Origin of the sequence: Rhodococcus chondri, from assembly GCF_036327435.1 — a bacterium.
Lineage (GTDB): Bacteria > Actinomycetota > Actinomycetes > Mycobacteriales > Mycobacteriaceae > Rhodococcus > Rhodococcus chondri.
The window spans coordinates 1-25211 of sequence record NZ_JAUZMZ010000010.1 but is presented as its reverse complement, the minus strand read 5'-3'; the positions used below and the strand labels follow the sequence as shown (position 1 = coordinate 25211).

The window sequence follows — 25211 nt, the reverse complement described above, 5'->3', positions numbered from 1 at the left end:
GTTGCGTGGTGGTCTTGGCCGTGTCGGCCGTCTACATGGTGATACTTGCCGCCGACGATCGGTGGTTCTACACCGACGACACCGAATCGGGCGCGGCGCCGAACTGGATCATGCTCGGCAGGATCCTGCGCACCGGACAGCTCCCGAGCCTGGTCCCGGAACATTGGATGGCCGGCAACTACCCCGTCGAGGGGCAGGGTGGCCTCTGGAATCCGCCGCAGTTACTGGTCAATCTGATCGCGCCGTCCGTGGACAACATGGTTCTGCTGGCAACAGGCGTGAAGTGGGCTTTCTCCGTCGTGTTGGCGCTGGGCGTGTACCGGATCTGCCTGGAGTACGGCGCTCGCGCACCGTGGGCCGCGGTGGCCGGCGCAGCGGTCCCGTTCACCGGCTTCGCCCTGTTCTACGACCAGGCGACATGGGTCACGGCTCTCACCGGCTCGGCATGGGTGGCCCAGGCGTGGGCGAGTGCATTGCGCTACCTGCGCGGGCGCTCGGGCCCCCTGCCGACGTTTGCGTTCCTGTACCTCGCCATCAGCGTCGGCTACGTCTTTCCCGCGCTCGTAGCGGCGATACTCACGGGCTGCCTGATGTTCGGTGAACGGCTTGCGCAGCGGTCGTGGCGTCCCTCTCTCCGGCTGGCGGTCGTCGCGCTCTGCGCAGCCGCGGGCGGGTTGATCACCTACTTGCCCGGCATGCTGTCCAACTCCGTCACGTGGCGCTCCGACCAGGGTTTCGACAACGACAACTTCCTGACCGCACCGTGGTCGGACACGTTGAACTCGGGTATTCCGTCCGCGTTGCCCGGCATCGAGGCCTGGTTCGGCGAGGTGCAGCCGTTCCCGGTCACCTACATCGCCTGGTTTGTGGTGCCGGCGCTGGCCTTCGTCGACTGGAAGGCGGTGCACCGGTCGGTGCGGGGACTGTCCGGTGCCCTGATCTTCCTCCTCGCGATGCTGATGGCGACGGCCGGACCGAGCGTCATGGGGCCACTACGCTGGCCGGCCCGGCTCCTGCCGATGTTCGCCCTCGCGGCCCTGGTGGTGGTGTGCGTCCTGGTCGGCCGCCACGGCACGCTGCACAACATCCGGGTGCGGGCCGGCGCGGCGGCCACGCTGGTGCTGCTGATGGCCCTGCGCTCGGGGTCCTCGTCCCCGGAGTTCATGAACCGTCACCTGCTGTGGGCCGGCGCCGCTCTCCTCGTCGGTGCGCTCGTGTTGTGGGCGGCGAGCCGCGCTCGCGAGGGGGCCGTCGTATCGATCCTGATGCTCTCGGCGTTGCCGGTGGCGTACTTCCAGGTGGCTTCGACGACGCCGCACCCCCTCGCATGGGACCTGCCTGCTCGCCAGTCGGTCGCGAAGGCGAACTTCCCGGACCGGCCGGGCACCACGCTGCAACTCGCGGACCGCGCAGAGGTGCTGTCGTGGACCGCGAACCCCGAGGGCGTCTATCGCTCCCTTGTGTTCGGCAATTTCGCCAAGTCCCTCGACGAGACGTATGTCAACGCGTACACGCCCATCGGTTTCGAGGAGTTCGCGGTCCACTTGTGCATGCGGCACGACGGATCGAGCTGCACCGACGCGTTCGACGCCGCGTTCGCCGTCGAACCGAGCACCGGACGAACATATGTGGATCTCATGCTCATCGACCGCGTGGTGCTGCAGCGCCGGCAGTACCCGGACGCGGACTCACAGATGCCTCCACCGGGCTGGCGCTGGGTGCAGTCCCCGCCCGGGTCCGCGGACGCCGTGGATGCGGTGATCCTGGAACGAGCCGACGGACCGATCAGCGGCCGCAACGGGCGCATAGCGTTCGCCGATGGCGTCGCTGCCACCACGGTCTCCGAGGGGTACGCGACGAGCCGGGTGCGCGTCGAGTCGGTGGACGGGGGGCGGGTCGTCTTCGCCCGCCTGAACTGGCCCGGTTACACGGCCACGCTCGATGGGCGCACGCTGGAACCACGCTCGGTGGACAAGATGTTCCTCGCGGTGGACATTCCTGCCGGCACGGAGAACGGCGAGCTGGCGGTGAGCTGGACTCCGCCGGGCCAGGACGTCGGTCTCGCCGGCCTGGGCCTCGGGCTCGCCGGCGCCGCCGTCATGCAGGTGCTGTACCTGCTGCAGCGACGCAAGGTTCGGCGGGACCGCTCGGACGAGGCCGAGATGGTGCCTGTGCCGACGGCTACCGTGGGTTGAGCCGCGACCGGAACACCGTGTAGAAGAGCCGGCGCTGGATCGCGGTCAGTTCCGCGCGGCGATCCCCCTGCCACACGTCGGCCGCCCCGATGTCGTCCGGACGCTGTTCGGCGACCCAACGGTGGTAGGCCTTCGCCTGCCGGGCCTGCTCGGCCACGAGCGCGACACTCCATTGGCCGGCGCTGACCCGAAATCCTCCGACCACGTCCCTGAGAGCGTAGAGGTCGCCGTGGAACAGCACCTTCGTGTAGGAGGCCATGTCGATCAGATACGGAAACCGGCCGTCCCACCCGCCGACGCGCTCGAGGGTCTCGCGGCGCAGGGTCACGCACATCGGTTCGCCGAACACGTTGGTGCCCAGCCGTACGGTTCGCCGGATCGCCGTCGCACCGGGCACCAGTCCCGACAGTCCTTGGAGCCCGCGGCCCGCGATCATCCTCGTGCCCCGCGCGTCGAGAATGTCCCGCCGCGATGCCACCGCCACCGCTGACGGATGGGCGTCCAGGGCTTCCACCTGGGTCGACAGTGCGCCCGGGTACAGCAGGTCGTCTCCGCAGACGAGCTTGATGTACTCCCCCGTGGCCTCTGCTGTCACACGCTGCCAGTTCCGGGGCGCACCGCCACCGGCCGGGGTTGTGTGCAGAGTCACCCGAGGATCGGAGGCGTACTTGCCGAGAAGTTCCGCGGTGCCGTCGGTGGAGCTGTGATCGGCGACGATCAGCTCGAAATCGTCGAAATCCTGACCGAGTACCGACTCGACGGTCGCGTCGATGAACTCGGCGTTGTTGTAGGCCGGAATGACCACGGAGAGTTTCGGTCTCGTCACTGCTGATCATCCCATTCTCGAAAACACGCCCGACGTGGTGGCCGACCGATTGACGGCGCCACCGTACATCGGCGCACCGCGTACCGGAAACAAGCCCCGTCCGCGTATAAACTCCCGGTTTGTGAGCAGCGACGATCGGCCGCAGGTGGGCAGGCCCCACCGCGTCTCGATCGTCGTGCCGGTCTACCAGGGCGAATACACGCTGGGAGGCCTGCTCGAACAGATCGTTCCGTGGACAGAGGTCACTCTGACGCCCGGCGGGCGTCCCATGGTGGTCGAGGAGGTCCTGCTCGTCCACGACAACGGCCCCGACGACTCGGCCCGGGTCATCCGCGAGCTGACCGAGAAATACCCCTTCGTCGCCGGAGTCTGGCTCAGCAGGAACTTCGGCCAGCATCCGGCGACACTCGCGGGCATCGCCTCGAGCGGTGGCGAGTGGATCGTCACCCTCGACGAAGACGGTCAGCACGACCCCACCGCCATCGGCGGTCTCCTCGACACCGCGCTCGACGAGCATGCGACCGTCGTGTACGCGAAACCGACGAATGCGGCCCCACACGGTCCACTGCGCAACGTCGCATCCAAGGGCGCCAAGTGGATACTGGCCCGGGCGCTGTCCGTGCCGCACAGCCCCGACTACCAGAGTTTCCGGCTGATGCTCGGCGAGGTGGGACGTTCCTTGGCCGCGTATGCGGGTTCCGAGGCGTATCTCGACGTCGCCCTCGGCTGGATAGCCGGCAAGGTCAGCACGAGTCCTGTCGCGCTGCGCGAGGAACAGGGACGCGCGTCCGGTTACCGGATCCGGAGTCTGATGTCGCACTTCTGGCGGATGGTGCTGTCGAGCGGCACCAAGGGTCTGCGGATGGTGAGCATGCTGGGCGTGGTTCTGTCCCTCGGCGGGCTCCTGTGGGCGGCCTGGGTGCTGCTGTCCTACCTGTTCGTCGGCGATCGCTTCCCGGTACAGGGCTGGGCCTCGACGACGGTCATCCTGCTGCTGGGATTCGGCGCCGTCCTGTTCTCCCTCGGGGTCATCGCCGAGTACGTCGGAGTCGCGGTGAAGACGGCGATGGGCAAACCGCTCTACCTGATCGTCAGCGACCCGGGCTCCGGTCCGCTGGCTCGCACGCAGCGGTATCCCGATCTCGAGTCGTTCCGGAGCGCCTAGCCGTGCCGACGCCAACGTGGGTCGTCGGCAGCGGTGGACTGCTCGGTTCCTGGGTCGGCCGGGAGTTGCACCGCCGCGATGTCCCGGTGACCACGAGCGTCGTGCCGTGGGACGATCCTGCGCAGGCGCGCGCGGTACTGCTCGACGACGCCCATCGGTTCGTCTCCACCGCCGGCGGCGGTCGCTGGCGGGTGGCGTGGTGCGCCGGCGCCGGCGTGAACGGAACGACCGAGCAGGCGTTCGCTGTCGAGAATGCGATGCTGCGCGACGTGCTCGCCGGGCTTGCGCATGCGGCGGGAGGCAGTGCCGAGCAGGGCACGGTGTTCCACTCCTCGTCGGCCGGTGGGGTCTACGCCGCCGCGCCGGGCGCGCCCCACTCCGAGTACAGCCACACAGCTCCACTCGGTCTCTACGGACACGCGAAGCTGGCGGCAGAGTCCGTCGTCACCGAGTTCGCCCGGGAGACCGGGGCCACCGCGGTGATCGGCCGCTTCGCGAACCTGTACGGGCCGGGGCAGAACCTCGCCAAGCCGCAGGGCCTCATCTCCCACCTGTGCCGCGGCTATCTCACCGGGAGGCCGGTCTCGATCTACGTCTCGATGGACACCCTGCGGGACTACCTGTACGTCTCCGACGCGGGTGAGATGGTCGCCGACGCGCTTGCACGAGCGGACGCCGAGCCGGGCGGTGTGACGACCAAGATCTTCGCGTCCGGGCGGTCGGTCACGATCGGCGCGATCCTCGGCGCATGCCGGACCGTGTTCCGCCGTCGCCCCAACGTCGTGCTGGCGTCGTCGCCGCTCGCCTCCGTGCAGGGCCGGGACCTGCGGCTGCGGTCACGAGTGTGGACGGACCTGGACCGGCGCAGTCATCGCCCCCTGCCGGCCGGGATCGCCGCCACCCTGGAATCGACGCGGCGCGCGATGGGCCGGTCCGAACCTCCTCAGTCCGAACGTCCGAGCGTCCGTTCCCCAGAACGGGCGTAGGCCTGTTCGGTGGCGTCCGTCTGCGGTCGCCACCATTGTTCGTGGGTGCGATACCAGTCGATGGTGGCTTCCGGCCCGGAGCTGAAGTCGCGGTAGCGGGGCTGCCAGCCGAGTTCGGTGGTCAGCCTGCTCGCGTCGATCGCGTAGCGCAGGTCGTGGCCGGGCCGGTCGGTGACGAAGTCGAACTCGTCTTTGTTCTTCCCGGACAGCTCGAGGACGGTTTCGACGACGGTGCGGTTGTCGGTCTCGCCGTCGGCCCCGATCAGGTAGGTCTCGCCGAGCCGGCCCTTGTCGATGATCGTCCACACCGCGCTGTTGTGGTCGTCGACGTGGATCCAGTCGCGCACATTGGTGCCGGTGCCGTACAGCTTGGGTCGGATCCCGGTGAGCACGTTGGTGATCTGGCGCGGGATGAACTTCTCCACATGCTGGTACGGGCCGTAGTTGTTCGAGCAGTTCGAGATGGTCGCGCGCACCCCGAACGAGCGCACCCAGGCACGCACCAGCAGATCGGAGCCGGCCTTGGTCGACGAGTACGGCCTCGAGCAGGGTGCTCGAGCAGGGTGAAGGTGCCGATGAGGTTGGTGTGCACGAACGGGGACGGATCGGTCAGGGAGTTGTCGTTGTGCGATTCGGCGGCGAAGTGCACCACCAGGTCGGCGTCGGAGACGTCGCCGTGGACGAAGGTGATCTTGTCGGCGACCCGATCGAGGGAGGCCAGGTTACCGGCGTAGGTGAGCTTGTCGAGGACGGTCACGTGCACGTCGGGGCGGTCGCCGACGGTCTGGTGGACGAAATTCGCGCCGATGAAACCGGCACCGCCGGTAACGAGCAACCGCATGTGGCAACCCTGCCGAGCGGGGCATTCATCGTCCCAAGTCCACCCGGATGGGAGACTTTCGCCATGCGCGGAATCATTCTCGCCGGCGGGACCGGGTCGCGGCTGCACCCGATCACCCTCGGAGTGAGCAAGCAACTCGTGCCTGTCTACGACAAGCCGATGATCTATTACCCCCTGTCGACCCTCATGCTCGCCGGGATCCGCGACATCCTGGTCATCACCACAGTCGAGGACGCCCCCCAGTTCCAGCGGCTACTCGGTGACGGCTCCCGGTTCGGGGTGAACCTGACCTACCGGGTGCAGCCGGAGCCGAACGGGCTTGCCCAGGCGTTCGTCCTCGGCGCCGAGCACATCGGGGACAGTTCGGTGGCTCTCGTCCTCGGCGACAACATCTTCTACGGTCCCCGCCTGGGCACCCAGCTCACCCGTTTCGCCGACCTGGACGGCGGCGCGGTGTTCGCCTATCGAGTCTCCGACCCGAGCGCCTACGGGGTGATCGAGTTCGACTCCGACGGCCGGGCCATGTCGCTCGAGGAGAAACCCGTCACCCCGAAGTCGCCGTACGTCGTTCCGGGCCTGTACTTCTACGACAACGACGTCGTGGCCATCGCCCGCGACCTCCGCCCCTCGGACCGCGGCGAGTACGAGATCACCGACGTCAACCGCGCCTACCTCGAGGCCGGCACACTCCAGGTCGAGGTGCTGCCGCGCGGTACCGCCTGGCTCGACACCGGTACCTTCGATTCGCTGCTCGACGCCTCCAACTACGTCCGTACCATCGAACAACGTCAGGGCCTGAAGATCGGCGCCCCCGAAGAGGTGGCGTGGCGGCGCGGTTTCATCACCGACGACGATCTCCGCGCGCTGGCCGAGCCGCTGGTCAAATCCGGCTACGGCAGCTACCTGCTCGACCTGCTCGACCGGGAAGGACACTGATGTGCAGTACCGCGAACTGAAGATCCCCGGCGCCTACGAGATCACCCCGCGTCAGTTCGGCGACGACCGCGGAGTGTTCTACGAGTGGTTCAAACAGCCCACCTTCTCGGACGCGACCAGCGGCGCTCTCGAGCTGGCCCAGGCCAACTGCTCGGTCTCCGCCGCCGGGGTACTGCGCGGCATCCACTACGCCGACGTCCCACCCGGGCAGGCCAAGTACGTCACCTGCGTCGCCGGTGCGGTGCTCGACGTCGCCGTGGACCTGCGTGTGGGCTCTCCCACCTTCGGGCAGTGGGACGCGGTACTGCTCGATGACGTCGATCGCCGCGCGCTCTACCTGCCCGAGGGTCTCGGGCACGCGTTCTGCTCCCTCGCCGACGGCTCCACCGTCGTCTACCTGTGCTCGAGCACCTACAACCCCGAGTGCGAACACGAGATCAACCCCCTCGACCCGCAGATCGGCATCGACTGGCCCACCACCGGTCGCGACGGACGACCGTTGCACTACGAGCTTTCGGACAAGGACCGGGCCGCACCGTCGTTGTCGGACGCCGTCACTGCAGGATCGCTTCCGCGGTACCTCGGGTGAGCGCTCAACCGGTGTCCTCCCCTGATCCCGTCGGCGCGCCGGGCGGGATGTCGGGCGCGCCCGGTCCGCTCATGCGCCTGTTCAAGAACCAGGCGGTGGCGTTCCTACTGGTGGGAGCGTTCAACACCGCGCTGGGCACCGCGTGGTTCATTGTGTGGCAGCTGGCAGTGGGCGACACCCTCGGGTACCACTTCGCGATCGTGGCGGGTTACGCCTCCAACGTGCTGTGCGCCTTCTCCACTTACCGCTACCTGGTGTTCCGTGTGCGGGGCCATTACCTGCGGGATCTGTGGCGGTTCGTGACAGTGAACCTGAGCGCATTCCTGATCAATCTCGCACTCATGACACTGGCGGTGTCCGTTCTCGGGTTCCCCCCGATCCCCGCCCAGATCGTGATCACGGTCGTGACCGCGACGGCCAGCTTTTTCGGGTACCGGGACTTCTCCTTCCGTCGGAGCGACCACGGCTGAACGACTCATCGCGCCTCGACCGGGCGTGATCAGCGGATGCGGAAGATCACGACCCGCTGCACGACGAAGTTGATGACCGTCGCGGTGCCCTGCGCGACGACGAACGCGAACGGGGTGACCCACCAGTTGTCGCCCAGCGACTCGTTGAGGATGCGGTTGATGCCGACCTGCGCAGCGAAGGTCACGGCGTACAAGATCACCACGGCGACGAAGCGCGCGCGGCTCGGCTCGGCCTTGAACGTCCAGCGCCGGTTGATGAGATACGCGGTGGTCGTGCCGGCGACGAACGACAGCGCCTTCGCGCCGTCGCGGGTCACACCCAGGGCCATCAGTAGCACGTAGAGGCCGTAGTCGACGATCGCCGACAGTCCGCCCGTCAGCACGAACCGCACGAGTTGTGTCTTCAGATCGAGCGCCTCGTCGGCGGTCGAATCGGTCAAGGGCAGCTCGGGAGCCAGCGGAACATGATGTTCGGGCAGCGGCTGCACGTGGTCGTGGCGTTCGGGCACGGAGTCGAGGGTAACGCCCGCACCCGAATCGGCCTTGACCTCGAGCGGACTCGAGGTTGCAACCTGGGTCCATGACCATCCAACTCGACCACACCATCATCCACGCGACGGACCCGGAAGCGTCGGCGCGCTTCCTCGCGGACCTTCTCGGACTCGCGCCCCCGAAGGCGGTCGGGCCGTTCCATGTGGTGCAGGTGGACAACCATGTATCGCTCGATTTCATGGCGGACGACCGTCCGATCCGCCCGCAGCACTACGCGTTCCTCGTCGGAGAAACCGAGTTCGACGAGATCTTCGCGCGCATCACCGCGCGGGGCCTGCGGTACTGGGCGGACCCGATCCATCGGCAACCTGGGCAGATCAACACCCGCGACGGTGGCCGCGGTGTGTATTGGCCCGATCCGGACCGCCACAACATGGAGATCCTCACCAAGTCGTGAGGCGTGACCGACGGCATCTTGCCGGGTGGCCGGTCGGCGCGGGTAGCCTTTACCTCGATGTCTACGACAGCTGCAGAGCAGGCGAGCGAGCCGCTCCCAACCCAGACCCGCACCCTGACCGGCTGGGGGCGTACCGCGCCCACCACCGCTGAGGTGCTGTCCACGCCCGACGTCGAGCTGATCGCTGCGGCGGTCGCTCGGGTTGCAGAGCAGAACGAGTCGAAGCCGACCCACCTGCGGCGCGGTGTCATCGCGCGCGGACTCGGCCGCTCGTACGGTGACCCCGCCCAGAACGCCGGCGGCCTCGTCATCGACATGACGGCGCTGAACAAGATCCACAGCATCGACCGCGAGTCCGGTCGCGTCGTGGTGGACGGCGGCGTCGACCTCGATCAACTGATGCGCGCCGCGCTTCCGTTCGGCCTGTGGGTGCCGGTACTGCCGGGCACCCGCCAGGTCACCATCGGCGGCGCCATCGGTTCCGACATCCACGGCAAGAACCACCACAGCGCGGGCAGCTTCGGCAACCACGTACGCTCCATCGATCTCCTTACCGCAGACGGTCAGGTTCGCACGTGCACGCCCACCGGCCGCAACGCGAAACTGTTCTGGGCGACCGTCGGCGGAATGGGCCTGACCGGCATCATCCTGCGGGCGACCATCGAGATGACCCCCACCGAGACGGCGTACTTCATCGCCGACAGCGTGCGCACCACAAGCCTCGACGAGACCATTGCGCTGCACAGCGACGGTTCCGAGGAGAACTACGACTACTCGAGCGCCTGGTTCGACGCGATCTCCGCACCGCCCAAGCTCGGACGCGCCGCTGTGTCGCGCGGTTCGCTCGCCAAGCTCGATCAGCTGCCGAAGAAGCTGCAGAAGGATCCCCTGCGCTTCTCCGCGCAGCCCCTGCTGACGTTCCCCGACATCTTCCCGAACGGTCTGGCGAACAAGTTCGACTTCTCGATCGTCGGCGAGCTGTACTACCGCAAGACGAAGAACGCCACCGGCCAGGTCCAGAACCTGACGCAGTTCTATCACCCGCTCGACCTGTTCGGTGAGTGGAACCGCGCCTACGGTTCCAAGGGGTTCCTGCAGTACCAGTTCGTGGTGCCGCCGGAGGCCGTCGACGAGTTCAAGAAGATCATCCGCGACATCCAGCGGTCGGGGCACTACTCGTTCCTCAACGTGTTCAAGCTGTTCGGTGAGGGAAACAAGGCGCCGCTGAGCTTTCCCATGAAGGGCTGGAACGTCTGCGTCGACTTCCCGATCAAGGCGGGCCTGAACGAGTTCGTCCGCGAACTCGACAAGCGTGTCCTCGAATTCGGCGGTCGTCTCTACACTGCGAAGGACTCGCGGACCGACGCGAAAACGTTCCACTCCATGTACCCGCGCATCGACGAGTGGCTCAAGGTGCGCCGCTCCGTCGATCCCACCAACGTCTTCGCCTCCGATATGTCCAGAAGGTTGGAACTGCACTGATGATCAACGCCGTCGGCAATCCCCAGACACTGCTGCTTCTCGGTGGCACCTCCGAGATCGGCCTGGCCATCGTCGAGGAGTACCTGCGCAAGGCCCCCGCCCGGGTGATCCTCGCTACCCTGCCCGGCGACCCGCGGCGGGAGGACGCCGTCGCCCAGGCCAAGGCTGCCGGTGCGACGTCCGTCGACGTCATCGACTTCGACGCGCTCGACACCGACAGCCACCCCCAGGTGATCGACACCGCCTGGAAGGACGGGGACGTCGACGTCGCCATCGTCGCGTTCGGTCTCGACGCCGACTCCGAGGAGCTCTGGCAGAACCAGCGCAAGGCCGTGCAGGTCGTGGGCGTGAACTACACGGCAGCCGTGTCGGTGGGTGTGCTGATCGGCGAGAAGATGAAGGCGCAGGGCTTCGGGCGGATCATCGCGATGTCGTCGGTCGCCGGTGAGCGCGTCAAGCGCGCCAACTTCGTCTACGGCTCCACGAAGGCCGGCCTCGACGGCTTCTACCTGGGTCTGGGTGAGGCGCTGGCGAAGTTCGGTCCGCGCGTCACGGTGGTCCGCCCCGGTCAGGTGCGCACCCAGTTCAGCGCGCACGTCGACGAGGCGCCGCTGACCGTGAACAAGGAAGACGTCGCGAAGCTCGCGGTCGCCGCGTCCGACAAGGGCAAAGAGATCGTGTGGGCGCCCGGCACGTTCCGCTACGTGATGGTCGTGCTGCGGCACGTCCCGCGCGCGATCTTCCGGAAGCTGCCGATCTAGAACACCTCTCGAACAAGATGTCGCTGCCGCGGCGGGCTCGGCCTGCCGCGGCAGTGTCGTCTGCACCGTGGCCGGTTCACTAAGCTCGGGGCTCGTGACCGACGCACCCGCGACCTCCCCAGCCCTGCCCGTCGCCCCGTTCCGTCGGATCGCAGCCACCGCGGCCCAGATGCTCGCCGCGGTCGTCGTCGCTGCCCTGGTGGCCGCGATCGGGCTGTTCGCATTCGCGCAGGTGCAGTGGCCGGCATTCAATTCGTCGAATGTCACGCAGGCCGTGACGACGGTGCTGCAGTTCGTCGCGTTGGCCGTGCTCGGGCTGTCGGTCTTCCTGCTGCGCCGTCACCGGTGGGTCTGGGGTGCGCGCGTGCTGTCGTGGGCCGCGCTGTCGGGTTTCGTGACGGTGACGTTGGGGATGCCGCTCGCGGCGACCCGCCTGTATCTGCACGGCATCTCCGTCGATCAGGAGTTCCGCACCACCTTCCTGAGCCGGTTGACGGACAGCGCGGCACTGCGCGACATGACGTATGCGGACGTTCCGCCGTTCTACCCGGCAGGCTGGTTCTGGATCGGCGGCCGCGTCGCGAACGTGCTGGGGATGGATGGCTGGGAGGCGTTCAAGCCGTACGCGATCGGGTCGCTCGCGGTCGCGGCGGTGCTGGCGCTGGTGCTGTGGTCGGAGCTCGTGCGGTCGGATCTGGCGGTGCTGGTCGCGACCGCAACCACCGCGATCGTGCTGGCGTACGGGTCGCCGGAGCCGTACGGGGCGGTGATCGCACTGTTGATCGCACCGGCGCTCGTGCTGGCGTGGGGCGCTCTCATGCCGGTGCGCGGTTCCGGTAGCGGTGCCTACCGAAAACACGCACGGCAGGGGTGGGGTGCCGTGCTCGGCACCGGACTGTTCCTCGGCGTGGCAGCCACGTTCTACACCTTGTATCTGGGTCTGGCCGCGTTCGCGGTGACGGTGATGGCCGTGGCCGCGGCGGTGCTCTCGCGGCGGGCAACGGGGTCGTGGCGGGCCGCGGTTCCGGTGCTGGTGCGGTTCGTCGCCATCGCGGTGATCGCGATGCTGGTTGCGCTGATCGTGTGGGCGCCCTTCCTCCTCGAGGTGGCGAGTGGCGGTTCGACGGCCGGTTCCGGCACGGCCACGCACTACCTGCCCGACGCGGGAGCGCGGCTGCCACTGCCGATGTTCCATCTCTCGCTGGTCGGGTTGCTGTGCCTGCTCGGCAGCGTGTGGCTGATCGGGCGGGCCGCCTCGTCACGGCGCGCGCAGGCCCTCGGACTCGGTGTGGTCGCGGTGTACGTGTGGTTCCTGGCGTCGATGGCCGTGACCGCCGTCGGCAACACGTTGCTCGCGTTCCGTCTCGAGGTGATCCTGCTGGTGCTGCTCGGCGCCGCGGGTGCATTCGCGTTCGTCGACTTCTCCCGCTGGATCAGTCTCGCCACCAGCGACAATCCGCGGGTGCGCCGAGTCCTGGTCGCGGTGGGAGCGCTCGGCGCGGTCGCGTTCGCCCAGAACATTCCGCAGGTGCTCGCCAACGAGATCACCGTCGCCTACACCGACACCGACGGCGACGGGCAGCGCGCCGATCAGCGACCGGCCGGCGCCGCGTCGTACTACGCGGAAGTCGACGAGATCCTCACGGCCCGGCTCGGCCCGGAGCGGGACGAGCATGTGGTGCTCACCGCCGACACCGCGTTCCTCGCCTACTACCCGTACTTCGGCTTCCAGGGTCTGACGTCGCACTACGCCAATCCGCTGGCCGATTTCCCGGGTCGCGCCGCGGCGATCGAGGAGTGGGCTGCGCTCGAGTCCGCCGACGAACTGCTCGCGGCGTGGGACTCGCTGCAGTGGCGGGCCCCCGACGCCGTCGTCTTCCGACAGGGCGCCGAGGGCTACACGCTGCGCTTGGCCGAGGATGTATACCCGAACGACCCGAACGTGCGTCGCTACACGGTCACCTTCCCCAAGGACCTGTTCGACGATCCGCGTTTCACCGTCACCGAGGCGGGACCGTTCGTGGTGGTCACGCGCGACGCAGGGGCATGATCCTCCGGACTCCGAGGTCGCGGAGCCACAGGCCGCCCCACACGAAGATGCCGGTGTAGATGGGGAACAGGGTGGTGCTGACGATCGGCTGCTCGGTGAGCAGGTTGGTCGCGACCGCGCCGCCGAGGTATCCGGTGAGCAGCACCGCGCCGAGGATCGAGGTGGCCGGCACGACGTACGCGATGAGGCAGATGAGCAGCACGATGCCGAACACCCGGTTCAGGCCCGGGTCGAAACCCAGATCGGCCATGGCTTCCCGCACCTGCGAGGTGTTCATGATGTGGATGACCGAGTCGAAGAGCAGGAACAGGACGACCAGGCCGCTGACGATCAGTCCGGCGAGGCGTGCGGCCTTCGGCGGCGCTGCGGTGTCGGTGTGCGTGTGACGGATCGAAGCGGTGGAAATCATTTCGGCCTCCCGAGGTCGAAGCAGTGGTGTCGCATGTATCGACCGGGCACGCCGCGAAAATTCATCGCTCCGGGAGGCGGGAGGCCAGCAGTTCCGCGAGGTGGATGCCTCGCCGGTCGGTGAGGTCGCCGAGCTGGGTGCGGCACGAGTAGCCGTCGGCGAGCACGACGGTGTCGTCGGCTGCCGCCTCGACCGCGGGTACCAGCGCGTTGTTCGCGACCGCGACGGACACGTCGTAGTGGCCGCGCTCGACACCGAAGTTGCCTGCCAGACCGCAACAGCCGCCGAGCCGTTTGACGTGGGCGCCGGCGTTCCGCAGCAGCGCGGCGTCGGTGCCCCAGCCCATCACCGCGTGATGATGGCAGTGGGGTTGCGCGACGACGTTGGTGCCCTCGAGGGACGGCGGCTGCCAGTCGCCGAGGAGTTCGGCGAGAGTCTTCGTGTGGTCGGCGACCACTCGTGCCGGCTCCGAGCCGAGCAGTTCGACGGTGTCGGACCGCAGGACCGCGGTGCACGACGGCTCGAGACCGACGATGGACGTGCCCGCACGAAAGAGGTCGGCGACGGTGCGCCCCAATATCTTTCGCGCGTCATCCAGTTGCCCGGTGGTGATCCACGTCAACCCGCAGCACTGCTGCTGCTCGGTGATCCGCACCCGATATCCGGCGGCCTCGAGCACCTGCACCGCCGCGATGCCCACTTCGGGGGTGAAGTACTCGGTGAAGGTGTCGACGAACAGCAGCACGGGATCGCCGGTGCGTGCGCGTTGCGCCGCGGTCTCGGTGAACCAGCGGCGGAAGGTGCGGGGCGCGATCGCCGGAACAGTTCGGCGGCGGTCCATACCGGCGAGCGTCAACCCGGCCGCGGCGACACCGGGCACCCGCGTGAGCGTGTTGACCATGCGTGGCAGCCGCGATGCGAGCGCCGCCCAGCGCGGCAACCGGCCGAGCGTGTAGTGACTGATCGGCCGTCGCCGGCCTCGGTAGGTCTGGTGCAGCACTTCGGATTTCCAGGTGGCCATGTCCACTCCCGTCGGGCAGTCCGACGCGCAGCCCTTGCACGACAGGCACAGGTCCAGGGTTTCGTGTACTTCTTTCGACTGCCACGAATCTGCGACGAGACCTCCGTTGAGCATCTCCTGCAGCGCTCGGGCCCGGCCGCGCGTCGAATCCTTCTCTTCGCGCGTCGCGAGATAGGACGGGCACATGACGCCCCCGACACCGGTGGTGTCGGCGCGACACTTGCCGACGCCGGTGCAGCGGTGCACCGCCTGGGTGAAATTGCCGCCGTCGGCGGGATAGCGGAACGCCAGCCCGTCCCGAATCGTCGTGGCGGCCGGAACTCGCAGATCGACGTCCACGGGACGCGGATCCACGAGAACGCCGGGGTTGAGTATGTTCTCGGGATCGAACACCGCTTTGACGGCACCGAACAGCTGCAGCGCTGCGGGCGAGTACATCAACGGAAGCAGCTCGCTGCGGGCGCGTCCGTCACCGTGCTCACCGGACATCGAACCGCCATAGGACGCCACCAATCGCGCTGCGGCGAAAAGGAATTCGCGGAACAATCCGGGCATCTCGAGTGGTATGTCGAGCCGGATGTGGATGCATCCGTCGGCGAAGTGCCCGTAGGGATAACCGGTGATTCCGTAGGTGCCGGTCAGTGCCTCGAAGTCGCGCAGGTAGTCGCCCACCCGCTCCGGCGGGACCGCCGCATCCTCCCACCCGGCATGCGCCGGCAGTCCTTTCGGACTGCGCGCGGACAATCCCGAACCGTCCTCCCGGATCCGCCACAGCGCCGCGGCACGCGCCGGATCGTCGACGTGCACCGCATCGACGGCGCCCGAAGCCTTCTCGAGCGCCTGCGCGCGGTCGCGTACCTCGTCGAGGTCGTTGCCGACGAGTTCGACGAACAACCAGGCCGCCCCCTTCGGCAACGGCGGAACCGAGCCCGGTCCGCGGCGGGTCCGCACGACATCGACGATCCGGGAGTCGAGCCCCTCACACGCGGTGGGCCCGAACACGAGGAGCGTGGGCGCGGCGTGGCCGGCCGTGACGATGTCGGGGTAGCCGAGTACCACCATCGTGCGCACCGGTGAATCCGCCACGAGCCGTACGGTCGCCTCGGTCAGGACACCGAGCGTTCCTTCGCTGCCGATCAACAGTTTGCGCACGTCGAACCGGTTCTCGGGCAGCAGATGCTCGAGCGCGTATCCGGACACCTGGCGCCCGAACCGGCCGAATTCGGTGCGGATGGTCGCGAGGTGCGCGTCTACGAGTGCGTGCAGCGGTTCGAGCATCGGGTCGCTGCCCGGCAGCGACAGCGGATGCCCGGTACCGGTGAGCGCCTCGAGGGCCGCCACGTTGTCGGAGGTCCGGCCGTAGCCGAGCGCACGCGCACCGCAGGCGTTGTTGCCGATCATTCCGCCGATCGTGCAGCGGTTGTGGGTGGAGGGGTCGGGTCCGAACCGCAGCCCGTACGGTGCGGCGGCCCGCTGTACGTCCGCCTGCACCGCTCCCGGCTGCACCCGCGCGGTGCAGACATCGGGATCGACCTCGAGCACCTTGCCCAGGTGCCGGGAGAAGTCGAGCACCACCCCGGTGCCCACGGCGTTGCCGGCGAGCGACGTGCCGGCACCGCGCGAGGTGAGGGGCACCCCTTCCCGCCGGCACACGTCGAGCACGGAGGCGACCTCGTCGATCGAACGGGGACGCACCACGGCCTGCGGGGGCACCCGGTACAGCGAGGCATCGGACGAATACAACGCTCGCGTGGTGGTGTCGTCGCGCACCTCGGCTATCCCGGCGCGGCGAAGAAGTCCGCCGATCGCCGTCGAGGTCTCCATGTTTTCGATGCTAGTGGTGCCGCCGCCGCACCGGATGAGGTCCGGCAGAACGGTATCCGCAGGACCCGACGGTGCTGCCACGGCACGAACGCTCTCTCGCATAGCATCGAGCCTTGTGTCAGCCGATTCCCGTTCGACCGTTACGACCGCTTCGCCCGACCTGACGGGACGTGTCCGCACCGCCCGGATCGTCGCCGTCGTCACCGGTCTGCTCGGGTTCGTGCTGGCACTGACCATCCCGTTCCTGCCGGTCCGGCAGGAAGCCGCGACGGTGCAGTGGCCGCAGAACGACACTCTCGACAACATCGAAGTGCCGCTCGTGACGTATACACCGCTCGCTCTGCGCGTCAGTGTGCCGTGCGCGGCGGCGGACCGGCTCGGCGGTGAGGGCGGCACCCTGGTCTCCACCGTGCCGCCCGGCGCTCCCGACGCGACCGACACTGCCCTGGTGATCCGCGCGGTCCCGGGTGAGGACGGTGCACCCGGTCGCATCGAGGCGGTCCTGCGCAACTCCGTGCTGGTCTCCGCGCCGCTCGACGCGCCGTGCACGGCCGTGACCGTGGCCTCGAATTCCGAACGCACCGCCGCCGAGATCGTCGGGGCGAACCCGCCGGTGGACGCCGCAACGGTGAACGGTGACGTCCGGCCGCAGATGGTCGGGGTGTTCTCCGACCTCGGCGGGTCCGCGGAGGAACTCACCTCGGGCACCAGCGCCCCGGATCGGCTGTCGGTGCGCGCCGAACTCGACTCGCGGTTCACGTCGACGCCCACGCCGCTCAAGCTGCTGGTGATGATCGCGTGCGCGCTCGCCACGGCGATTTCCCTCGTGGCGCTGCACCTCGTCGACGGCGTCGACCGGCGCCGCGCACGCCGGTTCCTGCCCGCCCACTGGCTTCGGTTCACACTCGCCGACGCCGTCGTGGTGGGCACCCTCCTGCTGTGGCACATGATCGGCGCCAACACCTCCGACGACGGCTACATCCTCAACATGGCCCGCGTGTCCGAGGACGCCGGGTACATGGCCAACTACTTCCGGTGGTTCGGTGTCCCCGAGGCACCCTTCGGCTGGTTCTACGACGTGCTGGTGCTGTTCACCCACGTGTCCACCGAGAGTGTGTGGATGCGGGTACCCGCGCTCGTCGCCGGCGTCGTGTGCTGGCTGGTGATCAGCCGGGAGGTCATCCCCCGTCTCGGCGTCGCGGTCCGCAACAACCGGGTGTCGCTGTGGACGGCCGGACTGGTGTTCCTCGCAGTCTGGCTGCCCTACAACAACGGGCTGCGTCCCGAACCGATCATCGCGCTCGGCGCCCTGCTGACGTGGTGTTCGATCGAGCGGGCCATCGCCACCGGCCGCATGCTGCCCGCCGCCGTGGCCGTGCTCATCGCCGCGTTCTCGCTCGCCGCCGGCCCCACCGGGCTCATCTGCGTTGCCGCGCTCATCGCGGGAGCCCGCCCGCTCGTGAAGGTCCTCGTCTCCCGTCGCCACCTCGTCGGTGTGGTCGCGCCGCTCGCCCCGGTACTCGCGTCCGGCACCGTCGTGCTGATCGCGGTGTTCGCCGACCAGACGCTCGCCTCGGTGCTCGAGGCCACCCGGGTGCGCTCCGCCGTCGGCCCCAACGTGTCGTGGTTCGACGAACGGCTGCGCTGGGATGCACTGCTGACCGTGTCCCCCGACGGTTCGCTGGCGCGCCGGTTCGGTGTGCTGATCATGGTGCTGTGCCTGGTGGTGTGCGTCATGCTCATCCTGCGCAAGGGACGCATCCCCGGCACCGCCATCGGACCGTCGCGGCGGATCCTCGGGATCGTCTTCGCCTCGCTGCTCCTGATGATGCTCACCCCAACGAAGTGGACGCACCATTTCGGTGTGTACGCCGGCCTCGCCGGCTCGGTCGCCGCCCTCGCCGCGATCGGTGTGGGTTCCGTCGGCATCCGCTCCGCCCGCAACCGCGCACTGTTCACCGCCGGCGTGCTGTTCGTGCTCACCATGTCCTTCACGGGTTCGAACGGCTGGTGGTACGTGTCGAGCTACGGCATTCCGTGGTGGGACAAACCGCCGTCGATCTCCGGCTACGCGTTCTCCACCGCGCTGCTGGCCCTGACCGTCGCCGCGCTTCTCGCCGCCGCGTGGTTCCACCTGCGCGAACCTTTCCGGCAGCCGCGCCCCGAGCGGAACGGCAAGGTCAAGGCGATCGCGTCGGCGCCGCTGACCGTCGTTGCCGCGGCGGTCGTGCTGTTCGAGGTGCTGTCGCTGCTCAAGGGCGCCGTGTCGCAGTACCCCGCCTATTCGATCGCCCGATCCAATTTCGCCGCGCTCACCGGCGACAGCTGCGGCCTCGCCGACCACGTGCTCGTGGAAACCGACCCGACCGCCACGCTGCTCTCCCCCGTCGCCGGGTCGGCCGCCGATGCCCTCGGTGCCGGACGCAGCGACGGTTTCACTCCCGACGGAGTGGCGCTCGACCTCACCGCCGATGCCGAACTGTCCACCACCGGCGGCGCCAACACCGTCGACGACGAAGAAGAGGGTGGCACCACCACCTCCACCGGTGCCGGCACCGGCGGCGGCCGCAGCGGCACCGAGGGGATCAACGGCAGCACCGTCCGGCTGCCCTTCGGTCTCGATCCCGCCCGCACTCCCGTGCTGGGCAGCTACCGCACCGGAGCGCAGCAGCCCGCCCGGCTCGAATCCGGCTGGTACGCCCTGCCCGACCGCACCGAGCAGACGCCGTTGCTCGTCGTCACCGCCGCGGGCCGCGTGCACTACGTCGACCCGGACGGTGTCATCAGCCCGGGCCAGGACGTGCGGTTGGAGTTCGGGACGGAATCCGGTGGGGAAGTGACGCCCCTGAGCACCATCGCGCCCGTCGACATCGGCCCGTCGCCGTCGTGGCGAAACCTGCGAGTTCCCAGTGAGGCGATCCCCGCCGAAGCGAACGCCGTGCGGATCGTCGTCGACGACGAGAACCTCGCGCCCGATCAATGGGTCGCGGTGACTCCGCCGCGCATGCCGCGGCTCGAGACGCTCGACGACGTCGTGGGCAGCACCGCGCCTGTACTGCTGGACTGGTCGGTCGGCCTGGCGTTCCCGTGCCAGCGCCCGTTCGGGCACCGCAACGGTGTCGCCGAGGTGCCCGAATTCCGGATCCTGCCGGATCGGGTGGGCGCCGACGCAACGAACGGCTGGCAGGACGAAATCGGTGGCGGTCCGCTCGGCTGGATCCCGCTGCTGCTGGCCGCCGACACGCTCCCGACCTACCTGAACGACGATTGGGACCGGGACTGGGGATCGCTCGAGAAGTACCGGCCGATCGACCCGAGCGCGACCACCGGAGTGATCGACACCGAGACGGTCACCCGGTCCGGAGTGTGGTCGCCGGGGCCGGTCCGTGACGGGGTGCCCGACCTCCTCGAATGAGGGAGAGTGTCGTCACAGGTCACTGCCCGATACCATCGACTCCCGTGCCCGACGACGTGACAACCATCCCCGGCCCAGCCCTCACCGCGACCAGTCCGGTCGGCGAGGATCTGCGCACGCGGTACCGGACCGCGCGGCTCGTCGCCGTCGTCGCCGGACTGCTCGGCTTGGTGCTGGCGGTGGCCACGCCCTTCCTGCCCGTGCGGGTCACCGACGCCACCCTGTCGTGGCCGCAGAACGGGTCGATGACCGACATCGAGTCGCCCCTGATGTCGCAGGTGCCGCTCCGCCTGGACGCGACCGTGCCGTGCGCCGCGGTCGAACAGCTGCCCGACGACGGCGGCATGCTGCTCGCCACCGCGCCCTCCAGCGGAGAGGATGCCGCGCTCAACGCGATGTTCGTGCGGGTCGGTGCCGAGAACGTCGACGTGCTCGACCGCAATGTCGTGGTCGCGACAGCTCCGCGCTCCGAAGTCGAATCCGGGGCCTGCAGCGAAATCCGCATCTTCTCGGACGTCGACCGCACCACCGCCGAGTTCGTCGGCCTCGTCGACGAGAACGGCAACCCGCGTGCCGGAGAACTGACCGGCGATCTGCGGCCCCTCGTCGTCGGCGTGTTCAGCGACCTGACCACCGCGGTGCCCGGCCTCGATGTCACCGTCGACGTCGACTCGCGGTTCTCGTCGTCGCCGACTCTGGTGAAGACGCTCGCGATGATCCTCGCGGTGCTGTCGACGGCGCTCGCGCTGGCAGCGCTGGCCAAGCTCGACGGCACCGACGGCCGCGGGCACCGGCGCTTCCTGCCCGGCCACTGGTGGAAGTTCACCGGCGTAGACGTCGTCGTGGTCGTCACCCTCGTCGGCTGGCATTTCTTCGGTGCCAACACCTCCGACGACGGCTACCTGCTCACCATGGCCCGGGCCTCGCAGGAATCCGGGTACATGGCCAACTACTTCCGGTGGTTCGGCGTGCCCGAGGCACCGTTCGGCTGGTACTACGACGTGCTGGCGCTGTTCGCGAAGATTTCCACGGCCAGTCCGTGGATGCGACTGCCCGCGCTGATCGCCGGCATCCTGTGCTGGATGGTCATCAGCCGCGAGGTGGTCCCCCGCCTCGGACGGGCAGTACGCCACAATCGGATCGCGCTGTGGACCGGCGGTCTGGTGTTCCTCGCCTTCTGGCTGCCCTACAACAACGGGCTGCGCCCCGAACCCATCGTCGCGCTCGGCGCCCTGCTGACCTGGTGCTCGATCGAGCGGGCCATCGCCACCGGCCGGCTGCTGCCCGCGGCAACCGCGGTGGTCATCGGTGCCTTCACGCTCGCCGCCGCACCCACCGGCCTGATGTGTATTGCCGCGTTGATCGCCGGTATCCGTCCCATGACCCGGATCGTCGTGCGCCGTCACCGCGAGGTCGGTGCCCTGCCGCTGCTCGCCCCCATCGCCGCCGCCGGTGTGCTCGTCCTGGTGGTGGTGTTCTCCGACCAAACGATCGCGGCCGTGCTCGAAGCCACCCGCGTGCGCACCATCATCGGCCCGAACGAGGAGTGGTGGAACGACTTCCTCCGCTACTACTACCTGATGGTGCAGACCGTCGACGGGTCGCTGCCCCGCCGGTTCGCCTTCCTCGTCATGATCTTGTGCCTGTTCACGACCATGCTCGTGCTGCTGCGCCGGCGTCGCATCCCCGGCATCGCCGTGAGCCCGTCGTGGCGGCTGATCGGCATCGTGTTCGGAACGATCTTCTTCATGATGTTCAACCCCACGAAGTGGACGCACCACTTCGGGGCCTACGCGGGCATCGCCGGATCCCTCGGCGCCCTCACCGCGGTGGTGGTGTCCACCCAGGCGCTGCGGTCTCGGCGCAACCGTACGATCTTCCTCGCCGGATTGCTGTTCGTCCTCGCCGTGTCGTTCGCCGGGATCAACGGCTGGTGGTACGTGTCGAGCTACGGTGTTCCGTGGTTCGACAAGACCGTGTCGCTGCAGGGCTACCAGGCGAGCAGCCTGTTCCTCATCCTGTTCGCGCTGGCACTGGCCCTCGTCGCGTGGCAGTACCTGCGTGAGGGCTACGCACCCCCACCGGAGAAACCGACCACGAAGAAGGGCCGCCGTATCCGCACGTTTGCGGCGGCGCCACTGACCGTCGTCGCCGGAGCGATGGTGCTGTTCGAGGTGCTCTCGCTCGCGAAGGGCGCCGTGTCGCAGTACCCGGCGTACTCGCTCGCCCGCTCCAACATCGACGCCCTGACCGGTCAGACGTGCGGTCTCGCCAACGATGTGCTGGTCGAGACGGACCCGAACGCCGGACGGCTCGAGCCGATCGACGATCCGGCGAACCCACCCGCGAACGGCGACCCGCTGGCCGGAGCCGACCCTCGCGGTTTCAGCCCCAACGGTGTCCCCTCCGACCTCACCGCCGACTATGTGGAGGTCAAGCCGGGACAGGGCAACACCGACACCCAGAGTGTCGGTCCGACGTTCGAGACCGGCGCGGGCGGCGGCACCACCGGTGGTTCCGGCGCGCAGACCGTCAACGGCAGCACTGTGCGTCTGCCGTTCGGCCTCGACCCGGCCGTGACTCCGGTGCTGGGCAGCTACCAGGACGGCATCCAGGAACCCGCGCAGCTCACCTCCAGCTGGTACGGGCTGCCCGAACGCAGCGAGGAGTCCCCGCTGATCGTCCTGTCCGCAGCCGGCCGCATCTGGTCGTACGACGACACGGGTGCGTTGACCTACGGGCAGTCGCTGCTCGTCGAGTACGGCACCCGTCAGGCCGACGGCAGTGTCGCCGTGCAGGGCAGTTACCTGCCGCGCGACATCGGTCCCGCACCGTCGTGGCGGAACCTGCGGGTGCCCCTCGCGGATCTGCCCGACGACACCGATGTCGTCCGCGTCGTCGCCAACGATCCGAACCTCACCGGCGACCAGTGGCTCGCGTTCACCCCACCGCGGGTGCCGGTGCTCGAAACGCTCAACGACGTGATCGGCAGCGAACAACCGGTGCTGCTGGACTGGGCCGTGGGCCTCCAGTTCCCGTGCCAGCGGCCGTTCGACCACCGAGCGGGCGTCGCCGAGATGCCGAACTACCGCATCCTCCCCGATCGTCCGCTGGCCGTGTCGTCCACCGACACCTGGCAGTCGGCCGACAACGGCGGGCCCCTCGGCTTCACCGAGGTCCTGTCCCGGCCCGAACAGGTGCCCACCTACCTGAAGGACGATTGGGCGCGCGACTGGGGTTCGCTGGAGCGGCACGTGCGGTTCTATCCGAACGCGGAGGCGGCCGATGTCGAGACCACCGTGTCGACCCGATCCGGACTGTGGAGTCCCGGCACGCTGAGGGTGTACGAGTAGCGGTCCCGGCTCGGGGTGGTGTGACGAGTGGACACCGACACCGCAGGGATGGCGAGAATCCGGTTCCCGTTCCCTAGAATGCGGGGGTGAGCACCGAGACCACCCCCGAGCCCGCCTCGCTCTCCCCGCGCGCGACCGAGGCCGTCAAGCGCAGCCTGACGCCGCGGCAAGAGGCGGCGAGCCGTGACGTCGATCGGCTGATCAAGGCCGGCCGCGACCTTCTCACCGAAGGCGCTCCCGCCCGCGTGGCGGACATCGTCGCGGCCGCAGGTCTGTCGAACGACGCGTTCTACCGCTACTTCCGCAGCAAGAGCGATTTCGTCGACGCCGTGGTCGAAGAGGGCGGGCGCCGCCTCGTGAGTTATCTGCGCCGGAAGATCGACGCGGCCGGTTCACCGGAAGAAGCCCTGCGGGCGGGCGTGACCGCGATCCTGAACCAGGCCGTCGACCCCGGAATCGCGGCGGCGACCCGGAACGTCGTCGCCGTCGGGGGCGGCCGGTCGCATGCTCCGAAGGTGCGGGAAGAACTCGAACTCGCCCTCGCCCGCGTACTGGCCGGCCCGATCGCCGCGCTGGGTTCGACCGACCCGGAGCGGGATTCGACGACGACGTCGATCCTGCTGCTGGCCTCGATGGAACACCTTCTCTGGAAGGACAATTCCGGGATCGATGCCGACAAGGAGGTCGACCACATCGTCGGCTACGTACGGCACGCCCTGCGCCCGGACTGACACCCCTCCTGCGCAGAACAGGGGTTCACGTCGGCACTTGTCGACGTGAACCCCTGTTCGGCAGGCAGATACCGCTACAGCGGCAGCAGGTGGTGCTTGCGCGGATTCTTGAACACCTTCTTGTCGCGCAACAGATTCAGCGCCTTGCGGATCTCGAGGCGGGTGGTCGCCGGCTCGATGACCGCGTCGATGTAACCACGCTCGGCCGCAATGTACGGCGTCGCAACGTGTTCGTTGTAGAAGTTGATGAGCTGCTGTCGCACGACCGGAGCATTGTCGCCGGCTTCGGCGATCTGCTTACGTCCGATCACCGCGACCGCGGATTCCGCGCCCATCACCGCGATGCGGGCCGTCGGCCACGCAAAATTGATGTCGGCACCGAGCTGCTTGGACCCCATCACCGCATAACCGCCGCCGTACGACTTGCGTACTACGACGGTCACCTTCGGCACCGACGCCTCGACGTACGAGAACAGGAAGCGGCCACCGCGCTTGATCACGCCGATCTTCTCCTGCTCGACGCCGGGGAGGAACCCGGGGGTGTCGACGACGAACACGAGCGGAATGTCGTACGCGTCGCACACCCGGACGAAATGGGCGGCCTTGTCGGCTGCGGCCGCGTCGAGAGCACCCGACAGGTACAGCGGCTGGTTCGCGACGACACCGACCGGCCGCCCGTCCACGCGCGCGTACCCGGTGATGATGTTGTGAGCCGTCTGCGAACGGACCTCGAAGAAGTCGCCGTCGTCGAAGATCTTGAGCAGGACGTCGTGCATGTCGTAGCCGGAGTTGTCGGCGTCGGGCATGAAGGTGTCGAGCGCGAGATCGTCGGGCGTAATCTCCGGTTCCAGACCTGGATTGATGACCGGCGGCTTCTCCTGCGCATTGGAGGGCATGTAGCTCAGGTACTGGCGCACCCACTCGAACGCGGCCTTCTCGTCGGCCGCGACATGGTGCACGTTGCCGTATTCGGCTTGCTTGCGGGCACTTCCGAGCTCTTCGAGGCTGACGTCCTCACCGGTGACGGCCTTGATGACGTCCGGGCCGGTGACGAACATGTACGCCTCTTCGGTGGCGACCACGACGTCGGTGTTGATCGGCGCGTACACGGCACCGCCGGCGCACTTGCCGACGATCACCGAGATCTGCGGGCACAGACCGGACAACGGCTCGGTGCGCTTGCCGATCTCGCCGTACCAGGCGAGCGA

18 protein-coding genes and 1 pseudogene are annotated in these 25211 nt (G+C 68.3%); 13 read left to right on the top strand and 6 right to left on the bottom strand.

Annotation, left to right across the window (positions count from 1 at the left end):
* Positions 1-35 precede the first annotated feature (35 nt).
* Entirely contained in the window at positions 36-2195 is a 2160-nt protein-coding gene (locus tag Q8814_RS03350) for a hypothetical protein (RefSeq protein ID WP_408015820.1), read from the top strand.
* Here Q8814_RS03350 and Q8814_RS03345 read toward each other — a convergent pair.
* Positions 2182-3021 (bottom strand): glycosyltransferase family 2 protein, encoded by an 840-nt coding sequence (locus tag Q8814_RS03345; protein WP_330150591.1) that lies wholly within the window; start codon positions 3019-3021, stop codon positions 2182-2184. The two genes, Q8814_RS03350 and Q8814_RS03345, sit on opposite strands and share 14 nt — an antisense overlap.
* 121 nt (positions 3022-3142) lie before the next feature.
* Between Q8814_RS03345 and Q8814_RS03340 the strand changes: the two genes are divergently transcribed.
* On the top strand, positions 3143-4186 hold the full coding sequence (locus Q8814_RS03340) for a glycosyltransferase (RefSeq protein ID WP_330150590.1): 1044 nt from the start codon (positions 3143-3145) through the stop codon (positions 4184-4186).
* A 2-nt stretch (positions 4187-4188) separates the two neighbouring features.
* Complete coding sequence (locus Q8814_RS03335) at positions 4189-5172, top strand: NAD-dependent epimerase/dehydratase family protein (RefSeq protein WP_330150589.1); 984 nt, start codon at positions 4189-4191, stop codon at positions 5170-5172.
* On the opposite strand, the pseudogene Q8814_RS03330 reads toward Q8814_RS03335, so the two are convergent.
* Positions 5130-6013 (bottom strand): annotated as a pseudogene (locus tag Q8814_RS03330) (dTDP-glucose 4,6-dehydratase). The gene Q8814_RS03335 and the pseudogene Q8814_RS03330 overlap by 43 nt on opposite strands.
* 63 nt (positions 6014-6076) lie before the next feature.
* On the opposite strand from Q8814_RS03330, the gene rfbA reads away from it, so the two are divergent.
* From rfbA to Q8814_RS03315, 3 genes are read left to right on the top strand one after another with little or no spacing between them, the layout of a single operon-like run.
* Positions 6077-6949, top strand: a complete 873-nt coding sequence (rfbA, locus tag Q8814_RS03325; RefSeq protein ID WP_330150588.1) for a glucose-1-phosphate thymidylyltransferase RfbA — start codon at positions 6077-6079, stop codon at positions 6947-6949.
* Position 6950: 1 nt separating this feature from the next.
* Positions 6951-7538: a dTDP-4-dehydrorhamnose 3,5-epimerase gene (rfbC, locus tag Q8814_RS03320; protein ID WP_330150587.1), complete on the top strand. Its 588-nt coding sequence runs from the start codon at positions 6951-6953 to the stop codon at positions 7536-7538.
* On the top strand, positions 7535-8008 hold the full coding sequence (locus tag Q8814_RS03315) for a GtrA family protein (RefSeq protein ID WP_330150586.1): 474 nt from the start codon (positions 7535-7537) through the stop codon (positions 8006-8008). The genes rfbC and Q8814_RS03315 overlap by 4 nt, the downstream gene beginning before the upstream one ends.
* A gap of 29 nt (positions 8009-8037) precedes the next feature.
* On the opposite strand, the gene Q8814_RS03310 is transcribed toward Q8814_RS03315, so the two are convergent.
* Positions 8038-8517: a GtrA family protein gene (locus Q8814_RS03310; RefSeq protein ID WP_330150585.1), complete on the bottom strand. Its 480-nt coding sequence runs from the start codon at positions 8515-8517 to the stop codon at positions 8038-8040.
* A gap of 71 nt (positions 8518-8588) precedes the next feature.
* On the opposite strand from Q8814_RS03310, the gene Q8814_RS03305 reads away from it, so the two are divergent.
* The 4 genes from Q8814_RS03305 (at position 8589) to Q8814_RS03290 (ending at position 13250) form a co-directional block, all read left to right on the top strand.
* Positions 8589-8957 carry a VOC family protein gene (locus Q8814_RS03305; RefSeq protein WP_330150584.1) on the top strand — a complete coding sequence of 123 codons (369 nt, stop codon included), beginning with the start codon at positions 8589-8591 and terminating at the stop codon, positions 8955-8957.
* A gap of 57 nt (positions 8958-9014) precedes the next feature.
* A complete protein-coding gene (locus Q8814_RS03300; protein WP_330150582.1) occupies positions 9015-10439 on the top strand; it encodes an FAD-binding oxidoreductase in 1425 nt (474 codons plus the stop codon).
* A complete protein-coding gene (locus Q8814_RS03295; protein WP_330150581.1) occupies positions 10439-11200 on the top strand; it encodes a decaprenylphospho-beta-D-erythro-pentofuranosid-2-ulose 2-reductase in 762 nt (253 codons plus the stop codon). The genes Q8814_RS03300 and Q8814_RS03295 overlap by 1 nt, the downstream gene beginning before the upstream one ends.
* 169 nt (positions 11201-11369) lie before the next feature.
* Positions 11370-13250 carry a galactan 5-O-arabinofuranosyltransferase gene (locus Q8814_RS03290; protein ID WP_330150620.1) on the top strand — a complete coding sequence of 627 codons (1881 nt, stop codon included), beginning with the start codon at positions 11370-11372 and terminating at the stop codon, positions 13248-13250.
* Here Q8814_RS03290 and Q8814_RS03285 read toward each other — a convergent pair.
* The gene (locus Q8814_RS03285) at positions 13228-13659 is read right to left on the bottom strand and encodes a DoxX family protein (RefSeq protein WP_330150580.1); all 432 of its coding nucleotides are present in this window, start codon (positions 13657-13659) and stop codon (positions 13228-13230) included. The two genes, Q8814_RS03290 and Q8814_RS03285, sit on opposite strands and share 23 nt — an antisense overlap.
* A gap of 61 nt (positions 13660-13720) precedes the next feature.
* Positions 13721-16504 (bottom strand): FAD-binding and (Fe-S)-binding domain-containing protein, encoded by a 2784-nt coding sequence (locus Q8814_RS03280; RefSeq protein WP_330150579.1) that lies wholly within the window; start codon positions 16502-16504, stop codon positions 13721-13723.
* Between the two features lie 34 nt (positions 16505-16538).
* Here Q8814_RS03280 and Q8814_RS03275 point away from each other — a divergent pair, with 34 nt between their 5' ends.
* From Q8814_RS03275 to Q8814_RS03265, 3 genes are all read left to right on the top strand, one after another.
* Positions 16539-19919, top strand: a complete 3381-nt coding sequence (locus Q8814_RS03275) for an arabinosyltransferase domain-containing protein (RefSeq protein WP_408015819.1) — start codon at positions 16539-16541, stop codon at positions 19917-19919.
* 44 nt (positions 19920-19963) lie between these two features.
* Positions 19964-23272, top strand: a complete 3309-nt coding sequence (locus Q8814_RS03270; protein ID WP_330150577.1) for an arabinosyltransferase domain-containing protein — start codon at positions 19964-19966, stop codon at positions 23270-23272.
* An 86-nt stretch (positions 23273-23358) separates the two neighbouring features.
* Positions 23359-24003, top strand: coding sequence for a TetR/AcrR family transcriptional regulator (locus tag Q8814_RS03265; RefSeq protein WP_330150575.1), 645 nt, complete (start codon positions 23359-23361; stop codon positions 24001-24003).
* Positions 24004-24077: 74 nt separating this feature from the next.
* On the opposite strand, the gene Q8814_RS03260 is transcribed toward Q8814_RS03265, so the two are convergent.
* Positions 24078-25211, bottom strand: a 1134-nt coding sequence (locus Q8814_RS03260; RefSeq protein WP_330150574.1) for an acyl-CoA carboxylase subunit beta, incomplete at its 5' end; no start/stop codon positions are given.